We start from the raw sequence: 19539 nt of genomic DNA on the forward strand, positions 1-19539 counted from the left end.
ATTGTAAACGGATCTGCGGGGGCCGGCTTATGTAGCAGCGGCCAACGGCTGCGTCCGGCTGCGCTGGCGTGCCCACTGCGCCACCAGCCGCACCGGTGTGCCGCACGCCTTGCGCTTGAACACAAAATGTCGGCACTTCTCGGCGAACTGTTTGCGGTCGTGCACCATGTCCAGTTCCATCGCCGCCAGCTCGGCGTTTCTGCAGTGCTGCATGAGTTGCGTATCGAGCCGGCTCTTGCGCTCGCGCACAGCGGCATACGCCGGATCGGTCAGCGCATTGCCCGCCCGTTGCAACAACCACCGGCCGAACGCGTCCGGACAGCGTGGGCCGATTTCCTGAACCATGCCCAGTTGCATGGCATGCGTCGCGCTGACCGGCAGGCACTCCTCGCAAAGTTTTTCCGCCATCCGCGGACCGACGGCGCGGGGCAGGCTGTAGGTCCAGTATTCAGAGCCATACAGCCCCATGGTTTTGTAGTGCGGGTTGAGGACGATATCCGCGCGGGCGAAGACAATATCTGCGGCCAGCGCCAGCATCACGCCGCCAGCCCCGGCACTGCCCGTCAGGCCGCTGACCACCAGTTGCCGGGCGCTGAGCATCTCTTCGCAGACGTCGTCGATCGCCTGGATATTGGCCCAGGCCTCCAGCCCCGGCGCCTCGGCAGCCTGGATCACGTTGAGGTGCACGCCATTGGAGAAACTGCCGCGCCCACCCTTGATCAGCAGCACCTGGGTATCTCGGGTCTTGGCCCAGCGCAGAGCGGTGACCAGTCGCTGGCATTGCTCGGTGCTCATGGCGCCGTTATAAAACTCGAAAGTGAGCTCGCCGACAGTCCCCGATTCACGGTAGCGGATCGGTTGATAGGTTTCGGTGTCAGGGGACGAGGCGATCGATCCGTGGAGGATGGGCACGTTATTCAGTTGAGCAGCGAGTACATGCCGGGCAGGACGTTTGAAGGTTTCTTCGCCCGGCCGGGGTTTGCGTCGCATCGAACCGATCCACACACTGTGATCGCCGGTGGCGACCAGTATCGCGTCGTCGCGCACCGCCAGAATGTCTCCAGGTGTGCCGCTGCGTGAGTCCAGATGGGCGTCGTACACGTAATACTGACCATCTGCCAGGCTCGCCAATACGCCAGGTTGCCCGTCCGCTGCGTCGATGCAGCGTTTGATGAATCGCGAGCAGTCATGCCAACCGAAGGTCCGATCAGCCTGGTTCATGTTCGGCTGCAAGTGGCCCATCACCCGGGGATGATGTTCGACCGGTACGGGCTCATAACCGTCGATGAATTTGTCCACGACATCACGAATGCAGCGGATCGCCGCATCGCTGACCGGGCCGTTATACAGCTCGGATTTGCGCAGCCCTTGGGGGAGGTTGAATTCGCACGTAGACCAGACCGGCCCGGCATCCATGTCTTCCACGGCTTGAAGCGCGGTGACACCCCAGCGGGTCAGCTCACGGGTAATGGCCCAATCCAGTGCGCTGGCGCCCCGGTCACCGACAATGCCCGGATGGATAATCACCACCGGGCGATCACGGTTGCTCCACAGGAGTTGCGGCACCCGGTCCTTGAGGAAGGGGCAAATCACCAGGTCGGCCCCCGACTGCTCAATCTGCTCGCAGACAGCTTTCTCGTCGGTGAACAGCACTACGCTGGGGCTATGTCCCAACTCGCGCAATTCGAGCCAGGCCCTTTGGCTCAGACCATTGAATGCCGATGACAACAGAATAATGTTGAGTGAACGCATGTTTGACTCTTCCTTGAGAATGGCCGGCCATCAGCCTCGAATAAGCCTTCATTGGCTTTCGATGCAAGTTAGGTTGCGGGAATGACAGGCGCTGGACCTTGATGTGGGTCAAACCATTCCGACTTGCTGTCACTTGAAAGAATAGGGCCGACGTCCTTGTGCTGGCACCTGTAAGAACTAACAGTTTTTTAGACGAGTTTGCGATGTCGGCGGTCGCTAAAGAAGGGGGGATTCGCGAGTGCGGCTACAGCCTGGGAGTCATGCCTGAGGCAGACCCCCAGTGGGTGTGTGGGAATCATTGTTCAAAACGCAAAACACGAACAGCCAAACGCGCCCCAGAACCCCTGAAAGTCGCTGACCGGCGCTGACGACAATCGCGCCCGCTCGTGGCTGTGCGCATGCACCGCGCACGCGCCGATGCATTGATGCACCTGCGCCGTCAGTGGCGCCACGGGCTTCCAGTGGCCCGGCACCTTGGCGACGGGCGACCACTCGGGCACCACAGGAATCGGCGGCGGCCCGAGTTTTTCAAACTCGACGCTGCCGTAGACGATCTTGCCGTCGACAATGGTCAGCACCGACTCGATCCATTTGATCGCTTCATCGTCGATGTGGAAATAGTCCGCCGACAGTGCAATCAGATCCGCCAGTTGCCCGACCTTGATCTGGCCTTTCTTGCCTTGTTCGGACGAAAACCAGGCGCTGCCGTGGGTGAAGAGTTCCAGCGCCGTATCGCGGCTCAAGCCTTGCGGGTACAGTTCCAGTCCGCCAACGGTGCGGCCGCTGACCAGCCAATACATCGATGTCCAGGGGTTGTAGCTGGACACCCGCGTGGCATCGGTGCCGGCCCCCACCGGAATGCCTTCGGCGAGCATGCGCGCAATCGGCGGCGTGTGTTCGGCGGCTTTGGCGCCATAGCGGTCGACGAAGTATTCGCCCTGGAAAGCCATGCGATCCTGAATGGCGATGCCTCCGCCCAAGGCTTTGACCCGCTCGATGTTCCGCGGGGTGATGGTTTCCGCATGATCGAAAAACCACGGTAAACCGTCGAACGGAATGTCGCGATTGACCTTCTCGAACACGTCGAGCATGCGGCTGATGGATTCGTTGTAGGTGGCATGCAGGCGGAATGGCCAGCGCTGTTCCACCAGATGCCGCACCACTGGTTCCAACTCCTGTTCCATGGTTTGCGGCAAGTCCGGGCGTGGTTCGAGGAAGTCTTCGAAGTCGGCCGCCGAAAACACCAGCATTTCCCCGGCACCGTTGTGCCGCAGGAAATCGTCGCCCTGGCCGTAATGGGAGGTGCTGGTCCAGTTTTTGAAGTCGGTCAGCTCTTCCTTGGGTTTCTGTGTGAACAGGTTGTAGGCGATGCGCACGGTGAGTTGCTGGTCTTTGGCCAGTTGCTGAATGACTTGATAGTCGTCCGGGTAATTCTGATAACCGCCGCCGGCATCGATGGCGCTGGTCACGCCGAGGCGATTGAGTTCGCGCATGAACTGGCGGGTCGAGTTGACCTGATAGTCCAGCGGCAACTTCGGCCCCTTGGCCAGGGTCGAGTAGAGAATCATCGCGTTCGGGCGGGCGATCAGCATGCCGGTGGGATCACCATTAGCGTCCCGCTGGATTTCGCCGCCCGGCGGGTTCGGCGTGTCGCGGGTATAACCGACCACTTTCAGCGCCGCGCGGTTGAGCAGGGCGCGGTCGTAAAGGTGCAGCACGAACACCGGGGTGTCCGGTGCGGCTTTGTTCAGTTCATCAATCGTCGGCAGGCGCTTCTCGGCAAACTGGAATTCGTTCCAGCCACCGACCACCCGCACCCATTGCGGTGTGGGCGTGCGGTCGGCCTGGTCCTTGAGCAGGCGCAGGGCATCGACCAGCGACGGCACGCCTTCCCAGCGCAGTTCGAGGTTGTAGTTCAAGCCACCGCGGATAAGGTGCAGGTGCGAGTCGTTGAGGCCGGGAATCACCGTGCGTCCGTGCAAGTCGACGACCTGTGTGCCGGGGCCTTGCAGGGCCATGGCCTGGGCGTCGCTGCCGACTACCACGAAGCGTCCGTCCTTGATCGCGACGGCGCTGGCCTGGGGTTTCTTGCGGTCGACGGTGTGCAGGCGTCCGTTGTACAGAATGAGGTCGGCCGGGGTGTCGGGCATGGTTTTACTCCCTGCGATGAGCGGGCTGATCCAGGCACCGACGGCGCCTGCCGAAAGGCCTTGCAGTACACGTCGGCGGTTCAGACCTTCGTGGTTGTCAGGTGGACTCATGGCAGTGCGCTCCGTCAATTCATCGAGGGGCAAACAGCCGATGTCTGACGCATGCGGCCACAAGGAATATAGACGGCAAATTCACCGGTAGCCGATTTGCGGGGGCGGAAAACGACGAATCCCGCCACAAGGGGCGGGATTCGTGTGCAGCCAGAGAGGTTCCCGAAGACGGGAACCGCCGTCTTAGCTTGGGAACAGCTCGGACAGTTTCATGGCCAGCATCATGTCGCCTTCAGCGCGCAGTTTGCCGCCCATGAACGCTTGCATGCCGTCGGTCGAACCGTCGACGATGCCTTGCAGGGTTTCGCCGTCCATCACCAGAGTGACCTGGGCGTCAGGATTTTCGCCTTCCTGCAGCTCGCAGGCGCCATCTTTGACGACCAGCGAGAAATTCTGGGTATCGTCGATGCGGAAACCGAATACCAGGTCCAGACCGGCAGCGGCGGCTGGGTTGAACTTGGCTTTCATTGCTTGTACGGCATCAGCTACGGAGGTCATGGTTCGATCCTTTCTTGGGTAATTAGAGCTGGGTGATTACAGCCAGGGTCACAATAGTCCGGACTCAGCGAAACGTGATGAGTTCCGGTGCCTTCAACAGCTGCAAGTGCGCATGACTGTTGAAAGAAGACAGTGCCACCTCGCGACCGCGAAACTTCAGCAGGTTGAGCGAGGTGTTTACGATTTGCCAGTTCAGTTCAAATGCCTGCCTTGCGGGCATCTGAGTAATGAGGTGGAGCAGGGCAGTGATGGTGCCACCGGAGGTGAACACGGCGATTTTCTGGGTGTTGTCGGCGCTTTCGAGGAGGCGGTGCAGACCGGCCTGTACGCGTTCGACAAACCCAAGCCAGCTTTCAAGCCCCGGCGTGTCATAGGTGCCGGCGAGCCAGCGCTCGATGATCAGGGCGAAGATGCGCTGGAACTCGGCGCGGTTTTGCGCGGCATTGCGCAGGATGTCCAGGGCTTCGGGTTCATCCTCCAGCATGGCCGGCAGCAGCGCGCGGATCACCGCGTCGGCGTCGAATTCGTTGAAGGCGGAATCGATTTCCAGGGTCGGCACCGGCAAGCCCACGGCAGCGAACTGTTCCAGCGCGCTGGTGGCGGTGTGCTGCTGACGGCGCAAGTCGCCCGAGAGGCAGCGGTCAAAGCTGACACCCAGCTCGGCGAGGTGCTGGCCGAGGATTTCTGCCTGGCGAACACCGGTCGGCGACAGGACGTCATAGTCGTCTGCACCAAAGGAGGCCTGGCCATGTCGAATCAGATAGATGCTGCCCACGTCCGCGTCATCCCGGTACGTTGAAGGTTTGGCGAGGTTATGAGGATGACAGTGAGCTGTCAATGAAAAAACATACGCTTGTTTGAAATGCCCGTTACAGGCCTGTTGCCAGAGGTTTCACGGCTGGCCGCCGAGGCGGAGCATGGGTATGCTGGCGTTGTCCCGCGCGTGTTTTAAGCCGCGCATCGTTTTGAAGGAGTCACTGTGGAGTTTTTGTCCGAGTACGCCAGTTTCCTGGCCAAGACCGTGACACTGGTGATCGCCATTCTGGTGGTCCTGGCCAGTTTCGCGGCGCTGCGCAGCAAAGGTCGGCGCAAATCGGCCGGCCAGTTGCAAGTCAGCAAGCTGAATGATTTCTACAAAGAGCTGCGCGAACGCCTGGAGCAAACCTTGCTCGACAAGGACCAGCTCAAGGCCTTGCGCAAGTCCCAGGCTAAAACCGATAAAAAACAAAAGAAGAAACCCGAGGCCAAGCCGCGGGTATTCGTGCTGGATTTCGACGGCGACATCAAGGCGTCGGCCACTGAAAGTCTGCGCCACGAGATCACGGCACTGTTGACGTTGGCGACGCCTAAAGACGAAGTGGTACTGCGTCTGGAAAGCGGCGGCGGCATGGTTCACAGCTACGGCCTGGCGTCCTCGCAACTGGCGCGCATCCGCGATGCCGGCGTGCCGTTGACCATCTGCATCGACAAGGTCGCGGCCAGTGGCGGCTACATGATGGCGTGTATCGGCGAGAAGATCATCAGCGCCCCGTTTGCGATTCTGGGTTCGATCGGCGTCGTGGCGCAGTTGCCTAACGTCAATCGCTTGCTGAAAAAGCACGACATCGACTTCGAAGTCCTGACCGCCGGCGAATACAAGCGCACCTTGACTGTGTTTGGCGAAAACACTGAGAAAGGCCGCGAGAAGTTTCAGGAAGACCTGGACATCACCCACCAGCTGTTCAAGAACTTCGTCTCGCGTTATCGCCCGCAACTGGCCATTGACGAAGTGGCCACCGGTGAAATCTGGCTTGGCATCGCCGCGCTGGACAAGCAACTGGTGGACGAACTCAAGACCAGCGACGAATACCTCGCTGAACGAGCGAAGAAGTCGGAGCTGTACCATTTGCATTACGCCGAACGCAAAAGCCTGCAAGAGCGTATCGGGATGGCGGCCAGTGGGTCGGTGGATCGCGTATTGCTGAGCTGGTGGAGCCGGTTGACCCAGCAACGCTTTTGGTAACACTTTAAATTAACGGTCGCTTGCACTGCCTTGCAGTGAAAGCGACCGTTTTTTTGTGGCGGTATATAGATAGCGCTTTTTAAAAAAGTGGCTCGATAGGCTAGCGATCCTAGTCAGTTTCGAGTGATCACAATGTCTTCTCCGCCCACAAACTCAAACACGCCTGTGTTGACGCCAGATCAACAGGGTGTCTTTTTTGATCTGATTAAAAGTAATGCTCCTGCCTGGTTGTTGACTGCCTCAAGTCAACGGCGAAGTGAACTTTATGAAAGCCTGACCGCCAGCCATCGTTCAAGAGGTGAACTTGCCGACCTCCTGAAAGGCTTCAAATCGCCTGAAAGCGTCTGTCGCCCCCTACTGGCTCAAGCCATGTCGGACAAGCTGGGTACGCCACTGGATACGCAGGGCGTCATTTTTCAGCACGTGCGATCAACGTCCAGCCTGCTGGGACTTCGCAAGAAACTGGTGCTGCCGATTGATCGGGATCTGCTGTCGGCCGCCTGTGAAAATTTTGAACTCAGCGAAACACTGGCCGGAAACTATAGCGATACATCGTTAATTTATATCCCGCAAACCATCACCGGCACAGTCAATAAAGTCTTATCGATAGAGCCGCATGAGTTCGCCGCGTTGTGCCGCAAACTTGATCTTGGAAAACAATACCAGGCGCATGTCAAATCACTGTTTGAACCAGCGTCCGGTATCAACCACTTATCTAACAAGTATGTTGCACACGCCAAGAACAGCTTTGAAGTACAGCGGCATGTCGCGCTGATGAAAAAAGCCATCAGTGTCGAAATGCACCAGGCATTGAAGTCAGTCAAGGAACAGCGCCCCGTCAAACTTGGCAACCACACGCTGGGTTACCAGGCGTTGGAAATGTTTGATGTCACGGTCAATGGCGCGATGTTTATCGGGCCGGTCGAGGAACATGACGATGACGATTACCGCTGCGTGGTCTACCTGCCGGATGACCCGCTGCACCCGTTGAAGGAATACGCGTCCTTCACGGATTTCGAGGTGGAATTGAGTAAGCGTCTGAGAACCTCCGCGTTCCAGAAATTCTTCATGCGCTACATCAAGCTGGGTGAACGGTCCGCGTTTCTGCAAGCTCTTGAAAAACGCTTGTCCGTCCCCGTTTCCTCGCCGCTTCCCGCGACCAGTGTCTACGTGTCGCTGTCGGGTGTGGACATACAAGGCGACATGTTCGAGGAAATTTTTCGTCAGTATGCGAATCAGGTCATCGCCGATGCCCGGCTTCTGGTGGTGCCCACGGACGACGAAGACGAAAAATCCCGACTGGACAGGCTGGAGACCTACAAGGCCATCAGCCTTAACGTCCTGTTGTTCGGCGCATCGTTTGTGCCGTTTGTTGGCCACATCCTCTTGGCTGTGACGGTGATGCAGTTGCTGTCGGAGGTGTATGAAGGCGTGGCCAGTTGGTCCAGGGGCGAGCAGGAGCAAGCCACGGATTATCTGTTCGATACCATCGAAAACCTGATCCTGATGGCCGCGTTTGCCGCTGGTTCGGCGGCTGTTGGTACCGCGTTTAAAAACATCAGGACATCCGTCTTCATCGAGCGCCTGAGAAAGGTCCCGGGTGTGGACGCTCGGGGCCGTCTGTGGAATCCCGATCTTACGGTGTATCAACAGAGCCGACGGTTACCCCCGGCACTCGCAGCGGATGCGAGAGGACTGCACTGGATGGACGGTCAGGCGTACCTTCCAATCGATACACATCTGTATGCCGTGCGGCCAAAAACGGCGACGGACCTGTGGGAGGTGATTGCCCCGGTGGGGAGCGGCGGCACCTATTCACCCGAGCTCGAAACCAACGATGTCGGGGCGTGGCGCCATGACTCTGAGCTGCCGCAAGAATGGGATCGGCTAAAATTGTTTCGCCGTTTCGGTTACACCCGCGACAAGGTGCCCGATACCACGGCGACGCACATCCTTGCCGTCTGCGGGATCGAGGACACGGTCTTGCGCCAGGCACACGTCGACCGCAGCCGGCCACCGGCACTGCTGGTCGATACAGTGCAGCGGTTTCGGGCGGATGCTGCGGTCACCGACTTTATCGAGCAGTTGAAAACCCCGTCGTCGGCAGTCTTGGCAGACCCGGATCTGCAATTGCACCTGCTGACGACGTCCCGTCATTGGCCAGACAACTCGGCCATCAAAGTTGTCACTGCCGCAGGCAGGCAAACGGGTTTCTATGGCGCGGCCACGGCGTTACCGGGGAAAACCGTCAGCCTCAATCAGGATGCTTTGCATAAGGGCCAATTACACACCTCGCTGCTGACAGCCATGGACAGCGCCCAACGCCAAAGCCTTCTGGGCTCCACTACCCAGGACGCGAGCGCGCGGGCAAAGGCCCTGACAAAGCTCATTGCCGATCAAGCCGAAAGCAGCAAACTCGCGCTGTTCGAGCGGATTTACAAACGTACTGAAGTACCGGCTGATGCCCGGGTCACGGTGTTGATCGACAAGATGGCCCAGTTGCCCTCGGCGATTGCCGAAGAACTGGTGCGGCATGCCGATGCTGCGGAGTTGAGCAGCCTGGAGGAGGGCAACGTACCCTTGCGTCTGGCGGAGGAAGCCCGTCGTTATTTGCAACGGGTGCAGGTCAGTCGCGCTTACGAAGGGTTGTACCTTAATGCCGTGGGTGGGCTGGCCACCGACCGCCTGGTGCTCGACACTCTTGAGCAACTGCCGGGATGGACGGGTAATACCAGGGTTCAGTTACAGGCTTCGTCAGGTGCGCAAAGCGAGTCGATCAGCATTGGATCGGCGGACGCTGCGCAGAAGCTGCAGATCGACGTCCATCCTGATCGATACAGCGTGTCGATCGACGACATTGCTCCCGCCACCGCATTCGCGGGACGCACGCGCGAACAGTATTTCAAGGCCCTCTGGCATGGACTCTCGACGCCGCTCAAAACAGCACTGGGCGTTAACCTGAGCGACGGCGGGGCAGCGTTGCGAGAGAAAATAACGCAGCTCGCCCTGACACGGCGAACCGCCATCGCGGAACTGATCGATGCACGCCCCCCGCGAGCGGGCTACACCTCCCCCATGCGGCTGGCAGACAGGCACGCCACGTCGTCTTCTCCCGTTATACCGAGACCCGTGCTCATCAAAACCACCCAAGACGTCCTGGTCCGCAGGGCGCTGGAACTGTATCCGATGCATTCCCCGGTTCGCATTCACGCGTTGGTAAATGATCTGGGGCAGAACGTGACGGTCGTCTTGAAGAAGCTGGAAGCGTTGAGGCTGCAATTTCAGACCATCAGGCAGGTACTGAGTCACTGGGTCAGTCGGCAAACCTGGTATCTGCGGCCCGATGGCTCAAGGCAGGAGGTCAGTCGTCTCAGCAAATATCGCATCGCTCAGGCGATCATTCGCTGCTGGCGCAACGAGCCCGAGGCGAGTGAAGCGGGCGCTAACCTACGCTCCACACTCAGCTTTGACGCCCAGCCTCTGGGCGAATTGCCGGTTATCGTCGGGGACTTCAGCCACGTCGAGAGGTTGGTGCTGGACGGTGTGGGCGCCAGCGCCGGGCTGAACGCCTTCCTGAGAAACTTCCGCACTCTTCGAAGCTTGTCATTGAGAGGCAATCAACTGACGAGGCTGCCGCTGGCGTTGAGCTCAATGCCCGGGTTGGTCCATCTGGACCTGAGCGACAACCTCATTCAACTGACCTCTGAGTCGGTGACTCAATTGGCCGATATGACCAGCCTGCAATCAGTGAACCTGGCGTTTAACCCAAACCTTGTGAGGGCTCCCGATGTCAGCAAGTTGCAGCATCTGGAACACCTGAACCTGCAAGGCACCGGGATAAAAAACTGGCCTTTGGGCGCCTCCGGTTTGCCCAGGCTGAGTGAGCTGGATTTACGAGACAATCAGATCGAAACCCTGCCTGAGGATGTCTTTAAGGGGCATGCGGTCCCAAACAGAGGCACCAACCTGTATGGCAATCCTCTGTCCGCCGACACGTTGAAAAAGGTCGTGGTGCATCAGCAGAAGACCGGTGTAAGCCTGGGGATCATTGCTTCGGACTACCGTCGCTCAGGCGCTTACTCGCCGACCGAGGCTCACAGTTCCGCGTGGCTGACCGGGCTTGGCTCTACCGAAACCCGGCGCAAGCGCGGGTTGTGGGATTCATTGCGCGCCTATCCAGAGTCCAGGGGATTTTTCACTGTGCTTGCGCAACTGTCCGAGACGGCCGATTACAAACGACTGTTCAGCCACTTCAGCCAGCGGGTGTGGAGTGTCGTGGAGGCTGCGACGGAAGATGATGGCTTGCGACGCAGGCTGTTTCGTCTGGCCCGGGTCGGAAGGTTCAGCGCTGATGGCTACTCCGCACTCTTCAGTGAGATGGAAGTGCAGGTGTTGTTTTATCGGGCCATGGCCGCAGCCCTTACCGGGCCTGCTTCGGTGGAGCAGCAACTGATCACCCTGCTCAGGGGGTTGTTCAGGCTGCATGAGGTCGAGGGGTTTGCGCTGGCGGATATCAATGCGCGCACCGGTCCACAGTCCGGAAGCTACGAACAAGCTCTGGAAATCAGTCTGGCGTATCGCGTGGGGCTGGCCGAACGCCTGAGCTTGCCGGCTCAGCCCAGAATGGTGACATCGGCGTTGGATGTCGAGGTGGCGCCGGCGGCGCTGGAACGGGCTTATCAGAAAGTCCTGACCACCGAACGCACCAGCGCGTTGCTGGAATGGATGATCATCCAACGGTTTTGGGTGGAGTATCTGGAGGTGTCAAATCCAGATCGTTTCCTGGCAATCGCCGACCGCTCGGCACGAGATTTTGCGCAGGTGGAGAGGCAGGCTGAACTCACCCGTCCGGTGGCCACCGAACGCCTGAACGCCATTTTCGATAACTTCAAAAATGAACGTCGGGCATTGATCAGGCAGCTCACCGGTGCGGCGCTGATGCGCCATCCTGCGCCGCCAGTCCCGGGGCCCAGCCATTCGGGGGCCGCTCAATGAACGACATCGCTCACGAGTCTGCTGATAGCCCGACACCGTCGGCGTCGCCGAAATGGCGTGATGAATTGAAAGCCGTTATCGATCTCGCCTTGCCACAATCCCCAGGCCAGTTCGGCGAATGCCTGATCAAGCAAAAGTGGGGCGCGGGCATCGACCCGCAGACGGCCTTGCTGGTCACGCTCGATTACCATTACAAGGGTCATCCTGCCGAGAACGGTTTCGAGCAGGGACGAGTGGCAAGTTCCCGGTCGCTGCTGCACGCGCTGCTGTCCAACGACCAGACGGTGGGTGACGGGCGTTTTGCCGAGACGGCGTTCGGCCTGTACACGCCGCCGGACGTGGGACCGACGATTCGGATTGTCGAGCACGTCGACGAATTCGCCGATCACGGCAGCGGCAATCACCAGACCTATGAAGGCATCTACCGGCAGACCACCCCGCAGGTATATGGGCCGCTGACTCAGCTCAATCTCAGGCCCGCCGATTTCAAGAAATGGGTCTGGGAGCTGGAGCTCAAGGACCTGTACCAAGCGTATCTCGATCAGGCATGGCCAGCCGACGCTGTGCAGGTGGCGGCCAGACCGTCCGCATTGAGAACGTCGGTAAAGGCGGCGTTCGTCATGGCGGCCTGGTTGCAGCGACATGAACAACGCCTGACGCAAGAAGGTCTGGCGCTGGCGATGCGGGCGGCAGGTCTGTCCGCCGATCAGTCCTGGCAAACGCTGACCCTTGAGCAGCTGCAAGCACCGACTCGCGTGCCTTCAACCGTCAAGTTCGGTCTTCTGAAACTGTACCGCTACACCGCGACCGATATCTGGGCCTTCCGTGACACCGTCAGTGCCCGTGTGCTGGTGTACGTCCCTGGCAATTCTTCCCCGCTGCATGAATTCGCCAATACCGCGCAGTTGCGCCAGTGGGTTGCCACGCAGGGCAAGCTCGACGCGACCAAACAGGCCTTGGCCCGTCACTTTGCCGAAGACGATCGCGAAGATGGAACGTTTCACGCCGGTGTCCTGACAGCGCTGGATGGCATGGCGATTTATCCGGCTAAACATTGGCTGGGCAACAACGCCGGTTTCTTCAACAACGATGGCTATTGGGACCCGAACGATTACATCGGCTTCGATGATCCGGCGGCGGCGACCGACCCTTTTGCCCGCCTGCTAATGACAATGAAACAGGCCGCACGGGCAGAGCTTCAGGCCATCCGTGACGATGCGCAGGTCAACCGGGATCAGTTGAGCGCCGTCGTCGAACCCGTTGTGCAATGGGTCAACCGGTTTGGTCCGCTCGCCTTGTTTGTCCCAGGAGGCGAGGGGGTGCTGGCATTGGCCGGGCTCATTGACGCCGGGTATGGCCTGAATCAGGCGGTCAATGGAAAAACGCCGGGCCAACGCTCGGAGGGCCGGACACGCACGGTGTTTGGCTTGCTGAATGCGTTGCCGATGCTGGGTGCCGAGTCAGCGCTCAATGGGAGCGCTGCGCAGGCCGATAGCATGGCGGAGCGCGTCCGCGAGCCCAGCGTCGATCCGGCAGAGCCGGGCGCCCGTCCTGCGTCGGAACCGGCCGTTGCGCCGACGCCCTTGAACCCTCGCATCGAATTGATCCGTGGAATCGGCCCCTCGGTGGCCTCCTTCAGCGATGAGGTCCTGGCGCAGATCGCCAAGGTCAGCGCGGTCGACGATGACATGCTGCGGTTGATGCAGACGGGCCGTCCACCGACCCCTTTATTGGCGGATACCATCAGCCGCTTCAAGATCGATCAGGATCTCGGTCTGGAAGCAGACACTGTGCTTTTCAACCAACGCTACGAAGCGCTGCAAAAGTCGGAGCATGAATGGGTCCGGCTATTTCAGCGCGAGTACCCCGACCTGCCGACAATCGCCATCGAGCAGATGCTCGACCGCTATGGCATCGACATCACGTCGTTGCCAGATGCGAACGAGGCCAGGCAGGTATTCGCGCGACTGGACGGCAAAGCCCGGCAATACCAACAGCATGTCCGTCTCGACCGGGTCTATGAAGGCTTTTACCTGCGCTCGGTCGCGAATGCCGAGACGGACACGCTGGCATTGCACTCGCTGAACAATCTGCCCGGCTGGCCGAAAGACCTGCGCATCGAGGTCCTCGACGGTGCGTCCTCTGGCCGGGTGCTTGATCGTTGCGGCCCCCTTGACAGCCCTCACTGCCGAAACATCATCAAGGTGGGAAACCGTTACCTGCGCCAAGGCCGGCAAACGGATGTCTATGACGCGGTCCTCGGCGTGCTGACGGACGAGGAACGCTCGGCGTTGCACCTCACGTCACCAGACCCGGCCAAGGCGTTGCAGCTCAACCTCGGCGATCGGGCATTGTCCCGTGCCGATACCCTGCTCGGCCTGCAAAGGCTGGACACGGGGTTGACCTTTGAACGGCAGGGACTGCGCGGCGGCGGTTACCCGACAACCCCTCAGGGTGACGCCCTGAAGTTGCAAGCGATCAAGTTGCAGTTCAAGGATATTTATCCGGACATCAGCGACGCGAGCATTGATCAGGTGTTGCTGCTGGCAGAGGGCAGGGTGCAGGCGTATATCGACCTGCTGGCTCTGCAACTGCAACAGCTCAATGTCGATTTGACCGAATGGGTCGATCAAGCGGTACAAGACATTGCCGATATGGACGTTCCCTTCGTGGCCATGGGCGATGAGGAGGCGGAGGGGATGAACCCTGCGCAAATCGCCGTGCACAATGCCCACGTCCTGCACACCGCCCTGCAACAGGAGCGCGGGGTCAGGACTGAGCTTGCCGTGGAGCTTGTCGCCATTTGGCAAAAACGCGGGCCGCTGCAAGATCGTGTCTATGTCGACGGGCAACTGCGTGGTGTCAGGCTGGACCTGACCTTCGAGGACTTTCACCGATTACCCACGCTGAATGCCAGGCTCAACGATGTGATCGAATTGTCGATGCATGGTTTTCACCTGACCGAGCACGAGAGTCTGAACGGGTTCCTGGAGGGCTTTCCGAACCTTGAAGTGTTGAATCTGGAAGGCTTCGATTTGCGTCCTTTCTTCGTGGGCGGTGACGCAGGGCGCGCCTTGCCGCCCGTTATCGGGCAGTTGCCGAAACTGGTCTCACTCAATCTGCGAGCCACACAGTTGGCATTCACTGAGCGCGCCGCTTCACAATTGAGTGATCTGACCCACTTGCAAACCCTGGACCTGAGCGACAACCCGTTGGGCGTTCCGCCGGTGGTGCTGGGCATGAACAATTTACGCCAGCTCAACCTGAGGAATACGGCGATCAATCGCTGCCCTGTCGGGGTCAAGGATGAGCCTTATCTGACGATGCTGGACCTGCGCGACAACCGTATTACCCGGGTTCCGCCCGCGATCATCAATCAGGCGGTGGCGGACGACCGCGTATTGCTATGGGGCAATCCGTTGACAGACGAGGACACGCTGCACCGGTTGATCAGTCATCGTGAACAGACGGGCATCAATCTGTGGCTGAGCGCTCCGGGCGCGGATTATGGTACGCCGACGGTGTGGTTGCGCGACTGCGACGAAGCGTTGCAACAGTCCCGGCAAGCCCTTTGGCAGCGATTGGCAGGTAAACCCTCCGGTACGCGGTTTTTAGCCGTCATAGACCGGCTGAGCCTGACGGCCGACTTTCGGGTCAGTTACCTGTCACTTCAGGCGCGAGTCTGGCGATTGTTGCAAGAGGCCGATGCTTCAGAGGAGATGTGGGGGCGGATAATTCGCGGGAGCGGGCGCTTCGATCACCCGATGGCGGCATTCCGGGCGCTGGAGGCGCGTGCGGGTTTCTAAGCGAAGGAGGGCGCCTTGAACCCCGGGCGGGGTTCAAGGTTTTGCCGGTATCAGCGGCGACGGAACAACGGCAGCGGTTCGTCGGTGGCGGCCTGATAGGTCACCGAGAAGTCCTTGAGACCTTCAAGGGCTTCATACGGGTCTTTATCGGCGCGAATGGCAAAGGCGTCGAACCCGCAGCGGTGCATGTAAAAGAGCTGGTCGCGCAGCACATCGCCGATTGCCCGCAATTCGCCATTGAAGCCATAGCGGTCACGCAGCAGACGTGCGTTGGAGTAGTTGCGCCCGTCGGTGAAGGCCGGGAAATTCAGGGCGATCACTTGGAACTGATCGACGTCTTCACCGATTTCCTCGGCTTCTTCATCGGCATCCAGCCACACGCCAAGACCGCCATCGCGGGCCTTGAGCATACGACTGTGTTCGCGCCACAGCTGCAACGGGACGATCAGGTCGTCGCAGTTGCTGATCTCGTCGATGTTGAAATCCTTGGGCAGCAAGTGCCAGGTTTCGTCGACGACCTCGTTGTTCTTAATGATTCGCTGCATAGACGCGTTCCTTGAAGAGGTCGATGCCAATACGCTGATAGGTGTCGATGAAGCGCTCGTCTTCGGTACGTTGTTCGATGTACACGTCGATCAGTTTCTCGATTACGTCAGGCATGGCTTCCTGGGCGAAGGACGGGCCGAGGATCTTGCCCAGGCTGGCGTCGCGGCTCGCGCTGCCACCGAGGGAGACCTGGTAGAACTCTTCGCCTTTCTTGTCCACCCCGAGGATGCCGATGTGGCCGACGTGGTGGTGACCACAGGCGTTCATGCAGCCGGAGATGTTCAGGTCCAGTTCGCCGATGTCGAACAGGTAGTCCAGGTCTTCGAAACGACGCTGGATCGACTCGGCGATCGGGATCGACTTGGCGTTGGCCAGCGAGCAGAAATCACCGCCAGGGCAGCAGATGATGTCGGTCAGCAAGCCGATGTTCGGCGTGGCGAAACCTTGCTCGCGCAACTCGCCCCACATCGCGAACAGTTGGGACTGTTCAACGTCGGCCAGGATGATGTTCTGCTCGTGGGACGTGCGCAGTTGACCGAAGCTGTAGCGATCGGCCAGGTCGGCCACCGCGTCGAGCTGTTTGTCGGTGATGTCGCCCGGCGCAACGCCGGTCGGCTTCAGGGACAGGGTCACCGCGACATAACCCGGCTTTTTGTGGGCCAGGGTATTGCGGGTGCGCCAGCGGGCGAAGCCCGGGTGTTCTTTGTCGAGCTCGGCCAGTTGGGCCGCCTGGTTGTCCAGGGCCTTGTAGTCCGGGTCGACGAAGTGTTTGGCGACGCGATGCACTTCGGCCTCGGTCAACGTGGTCTGGCCACCGCGCAGGTGTTCCATTTCCGCGTCGACTTTCTGGGCGAAGACTTCAGGCGTCAGGGCCTTGACCAGAATCTTGATCCGCGCCTTGTACTTGTTGTCACGACGGCCATAGCGGTTGTAGACCCGCAGGATGGCGTCGAGGTAGCTCAACAGGTCTTGCCACGGCAGGAATTCATTGATGAACGCGCCCACTACCGGTGTACGGCCGAGACCACCGCCCACCAGCACGCGGAAACCGAGTTCGCCGGCCGCGTTGTGCACCGGCTCGAGCCCGATGTCATGGACTTCGATGGCCGCACGGTCAGACGTCGAACCGTTGATAGCGATCTTGAACTTGCGCGGCAGGTAGGCGAATTCCGGGTGGAACGTGGTCCACTGGCGAACGATCTCGCACCAAGGGCGCGGGTCAATCAGCTCATCGGCAGCGACACCGGCGAACTGGTCGGTGGTGACGTTACGCAGGCAGTTGCCGCTGGTCTGGATCGCGTGCATCTGCACGGTGGCCAGCTCAGCGAGAATGTCCGGGATGTCTTCCAGCGCCGGCCAGTTGAACTGGACGTTCTGCCGGGTACTGATGTGGGCATAGCCCTTGTCATAGTCGCGGGCAATCTTGGCCATCATCCGCGTCTGGCGCGAAGTCAGTTGGCCGTAAGGCACCGCCACCCGCAACATCGGCGCGAAGCGTTGGATATAAAGCCCGTTTTGCAGGCGCAGGGGGCGGAATTCTTCTTCGCTCAGCTCACCTGCCAGATAGCGTCGGGTCTGATCACGGAACTGCTTGACGCGGTCCTCGATGATCCGCTGATCGTACTCGTCATATACGTACATATAAGTCCTGTTCTCAGGCTTGGGCCGGTCGGATCCCGTTGCGTTTTTTCGCCTGGAGGTCTCCGATGCTGCCTCGGCAATTCTGCGCGCACGGCCGCGCACTCCCTACGGAGCCGGGGCAAGATACCAGTTTGCAGTTATGCGCAAAAGTGATGTTTGAGTATATGTAAAGAACCAAAACGACTAACGAGATCCGTTATTGATAAACCCGTATTTGTCGTGAGGGCAATCGTCGTCTTTACTGTGGTCGAGTCTTTATGCAATCACCGATAAAACCGACAAGAGGCGATGCAATGAGCAACCCTACCAAAGCGACAAAACCTGATAGCACGGTCGATGCTTGGGCGATTCTGTTCCTGATCATCCTGGTCGTGGGCACTGCGGTATTTTGGGTCAGCCATCAATAACCGACCCCGTCCGGGCCCGGTTCCGACGATTGTCGGACAAAAACCGGAATAAACGCCGTTTGCCGTGACTTCGCTGGCTATAATGCGCGGCGAAAATTTCCGGGGGCTCGGGCGTTAATGTTGAAGTTTGTCTACACCTTCCTGCTGATGCTTGGCGCGGCTTGGGGCCCTGTCGCGCATGCAGAGTCGGTGTTGTTCCTCAATCCGGGCAAGACGGATGAGGCCTTCTGGATCAGCTATTCGCAATTCATGCAGGCGGCCGCCAAGGATCTGCGCATTGATCTGCGAATTCTGTATTCCCAACGCATGCCCGAGCTTACCGTGGCGCAAGCCCGCCTGGCCCTGCAAGGTCCCGATCGTCCGGACTATCTGGTGTTCGTCAACGAACAGTATGTCGCTCCACAGATTCTGCGCCTGGCTCAAGGCAGCGGGGTGAAGCTGTTTACGGTCAACGCTTCGCTGACCGCCAATCAGCTGAGCCTGCTGGGCGAGCGTTCCGATCGATTGGGCAGCCTGGTGCCGAACGATGAGGAGGGCGGCTACCTGATGCTCAAGGAGCTGATTCGCCAGCATCCACCCGTGGCGCCTGGGCAGGTCATCGAATTACTGGCGTTTTCCGGCCTGAAGATCACGCCGTCGTCGCAACTGCGCGAACAAGGCATGCTGCGCGCCTTGGCCGAGCACCCGCAAGTGCGCTTGCGCCAAGTGGTTTACGGTGGCTGGAGCCGGGGAAGGGCCTATGAGCAGGCCAAATTGTTGTTCCGGCGTTACCCGAATGTCTCGTTGGTGTGGTCTGCCAATGACGAAATGGCGTTTGGCGCCATGCAAGCCTATTCGGAGACGGGTGGCGTGCCCGGCAAAGATGCCTTGTTCAGCGGGGTGAACACGTCGCCCGCTGCATTGCAGGCGATGATCGACGGTCGCCTGAGCGTGTTGGTGGGCGGGCACTTCACATTGGGCGGTTGGGCGCTGGTGGAGTTGCATGACGTGGAAATGGGCGTGGATCTGGACCAGTACGGCGGGCGCGACCGGTTGATTCCGGTATTGCAACTGATCGACAAGGCACACGCCAAGCGGTTGCTGGCGATGGGCGCATCACCGGATTACGGGGTGAATTTCCGTCGTCTGTCGGCCAAGGGCCGGCCGACCTCCTATCGCTATCCGTTCAGCTTGCAAACCCTGATGCGCTAACGCCCCGCCAGATGCACCACCAGTTGCACGATGCCGAACAGCGTCAATGCAAACACCGCCGTGAACAGAATCCCCAGAATCACGAAATGACTTGGCTTGCCGTGTGTGAAGTCCCGCGCCCGATTCTTCCCGCTCTGCACACCGAACGCCGCCGCCATGACGCTTTGCAGCATCTGCCAGAAGGTCGGTGGCTTGTTGTCGACTGGATCGTCCATAAATCCCTCGTCATCAATGTGTGAAGAGTAAGCATAGACAATCCGCAGCATGCACAAAGCAAATGTGGGAGCGAGCTTGCTAGCGAAGGGGTCGTAGCATTCAACATTTTCGTTGACTGTCACATCGCCATCGCGAGCAGGCTCGCTTGTATGGTAGGACTTGAAGGGAGGAGGAGGGACAAGGCTCGATTCTGACTGTTGACGCAGTACAGACTGTGGGAGATT

The 19539-nt window shown here is 59.5% G+C and carries 11 protein-coding genes; 4 read left to right on the forward strand and 7 right to left on the reverse strand.

Going from position 1 to position 19539, the window contains the following annotated elements; all coding sequences use genetic code 11:
• Positions 1 to 27 precede the first annotated feature (27 nt).
• The 4 genes from FBY01_RS28120 to FBY01_RS28135 form a co-directional block, all read right to left on the reverse strand.
• A complete protein-coding gene (locus tag FBY01_RS28120) occupies positions 28 to 1752 on the reverse strand; it encodes a hydrogenase maturation protein (protein ID WP_145310428.1) in 1725 nt (574 codons plus the stop codon).
• 302 nt (positions 1753 to 2054) lie between these two features.
• Positions 2055 to 3902, reverse strand: a complete 1848-nt coding sequence (locus FBY01_RS28125) for an amidohydrolase (protein WP_145310440.1) — start codon at positions 3900 to 3902, stop codon at positions 2055 to 2057.
• Positions 3903 to 4196: 294 nt separating this feature from the next.
• Positions 4197 to 4511 (reverse strand): SCP2 sterol-binding domain-containing protein, encoded by a 315-nt coding sequence (locus tag FBY01_RS28130; protein WP_010460940.1) that lies wholly within the window; start codon positions 4509 to 4511, stop codon positions 4197 to 4199.
• Between the two features lie 64 nt (positions 4512 to 4575).
• Complete coding sequence (locus FBY01_RS28135) at positions 4576 to 5286, reverse strand: histidine phosphatase family protein (RefSeq protein ID WP_077749673.1); 711 nt, start codon at positions 5284 to 5286, stop codon at positions 4576 to 4578.
• A 204-nt stretch (positions 5287 to 5490) separates the two neighbouring features.
• On the opposite strand from FBY01_RS28135, the gene sohB reads away from it, so the two are divergent.
• From sohB to FBY01_RS28150, 3 genes are all read left to right on the forward strand, one after another.
• Positions 5491 to 6513 carry a protease SohB gene (sohB, locus tag FBY01_RS28140; RefSeq protein ID WP_010460936.1) on the forward strand — a complete coding sequence of 341 codons (1023 nt, stop codon included), beginning with the start codon at positions 5491 to 5493 and terminating at the stop codon, positions 6511 to 6513.
• 132 nt (positions 6514 to 6645) lie between these two features.
• Positions 6646 to 11508 carry an NEL-type E3 ubiquitin ligase domain-containing protein gene (locus FBY01_RS28145; protein ID WP_256664545.1) on the forward strand — a complete coding sequence of 1621 codons (4863 nt, stop codon included), beginning with the start codon at positions 6646 to 6648 and terminating at the stop codon, positions 11506 to 11508.
• Entirely contained in the window at positions 11505 to 15314 is a 3810-nt protein-coding gene (locus FBY01_RS28150) for a dermonecrotic toxin domain-containing protein (RefSeq protein WP_145310430.1), read from the forward strand. Before FBY01_RS28145 ends, FBY01_RS28150 begins: the two co-directional genes overlap by 4 nt.
• Before the next feature lie 50 nt (positions 15315 to 15364).
• Here the strand turns inward: FBY01_RS28150 and FBY01_RS28155 are convergent, their stop codons facing one another.
• Both FBY01_RS28155 and FBY01_RS28160 read right to left on the reverse strand, forming a co-directional pair.
• On the reverse strand, positions 15365 to 15859 hold the full coding sequence (locus tag FBY01_RS28155; RefSeq protein WP_145310432.1) for a DUF934 domain-containing protein: 495 nt from the start codon (positions 15857 to 15859) through the stop codon (positions 15365 to 15367).
• Positions 15843 to 17501, reverse strand: coding sequence for a nitrite/sulfite reductase (locus tag FBY01_RS28160; RefSeq protein ID WP_145310434.1), 1659 nt, complete (start codon positions 17499 to 17501; stop codon positions 15843 to 15845). The genes FBY01_RS28155 and FBY01_RS28160 overlap by 17 nt, the downstream gene beginning before the upstream one ends.
• A 524-nt stretch (positions 17502 to 18025) precedes the next feature.
• On the opposite strand from FBY01_RS28160, the gene FBY01_RS28165 reads away from it, so the two are divergent.
• The gene (locus FBY01_RS28165; RefSeq protein WP_145310436.1) at positions 18026 to 19099 is read left to right on the forward strand and encodes an ABC transporter substrate-binding protein; all 1074 of its coding nucleotides are present in this window, start codon (positions 18026 to 18028) and stop codon (positions 19097 to 19099) included.
• Here the strand turns inward: FBY01_RS28165 and FBY01_RS28170 are convergent.
• On the reverse strand, positions 19096 to 19314 hold the full coding sequence (locus FBY01_RS28170; protein ID WP_010460924.1) for a DUF2970 domain-containing protein: 219 nt from the start codon (positions 19312 to 19314) through the stop codon (positions 19096 to 19098). The two genes, FBY01_RS28165 and FBY01_RS28170, sit on opposite strands and share 4 nt — an antisense overlap.
• Positions 19315 to 19539: the final 225 nt, after the last annotated feature.

Origin of the sequence: Pseudomonas sp. SJZ077, from assembly GCF_007993905.1 — a bacterium.
In the GTDB taxonomy this organism is placed as follows: Bacteria; Pseudomonadota; Gammaproteobacteria; order Pseudomonadales; family Pseudomonadaceae; genus Aquipseudomonas; species Aquipseudomonas mandelii.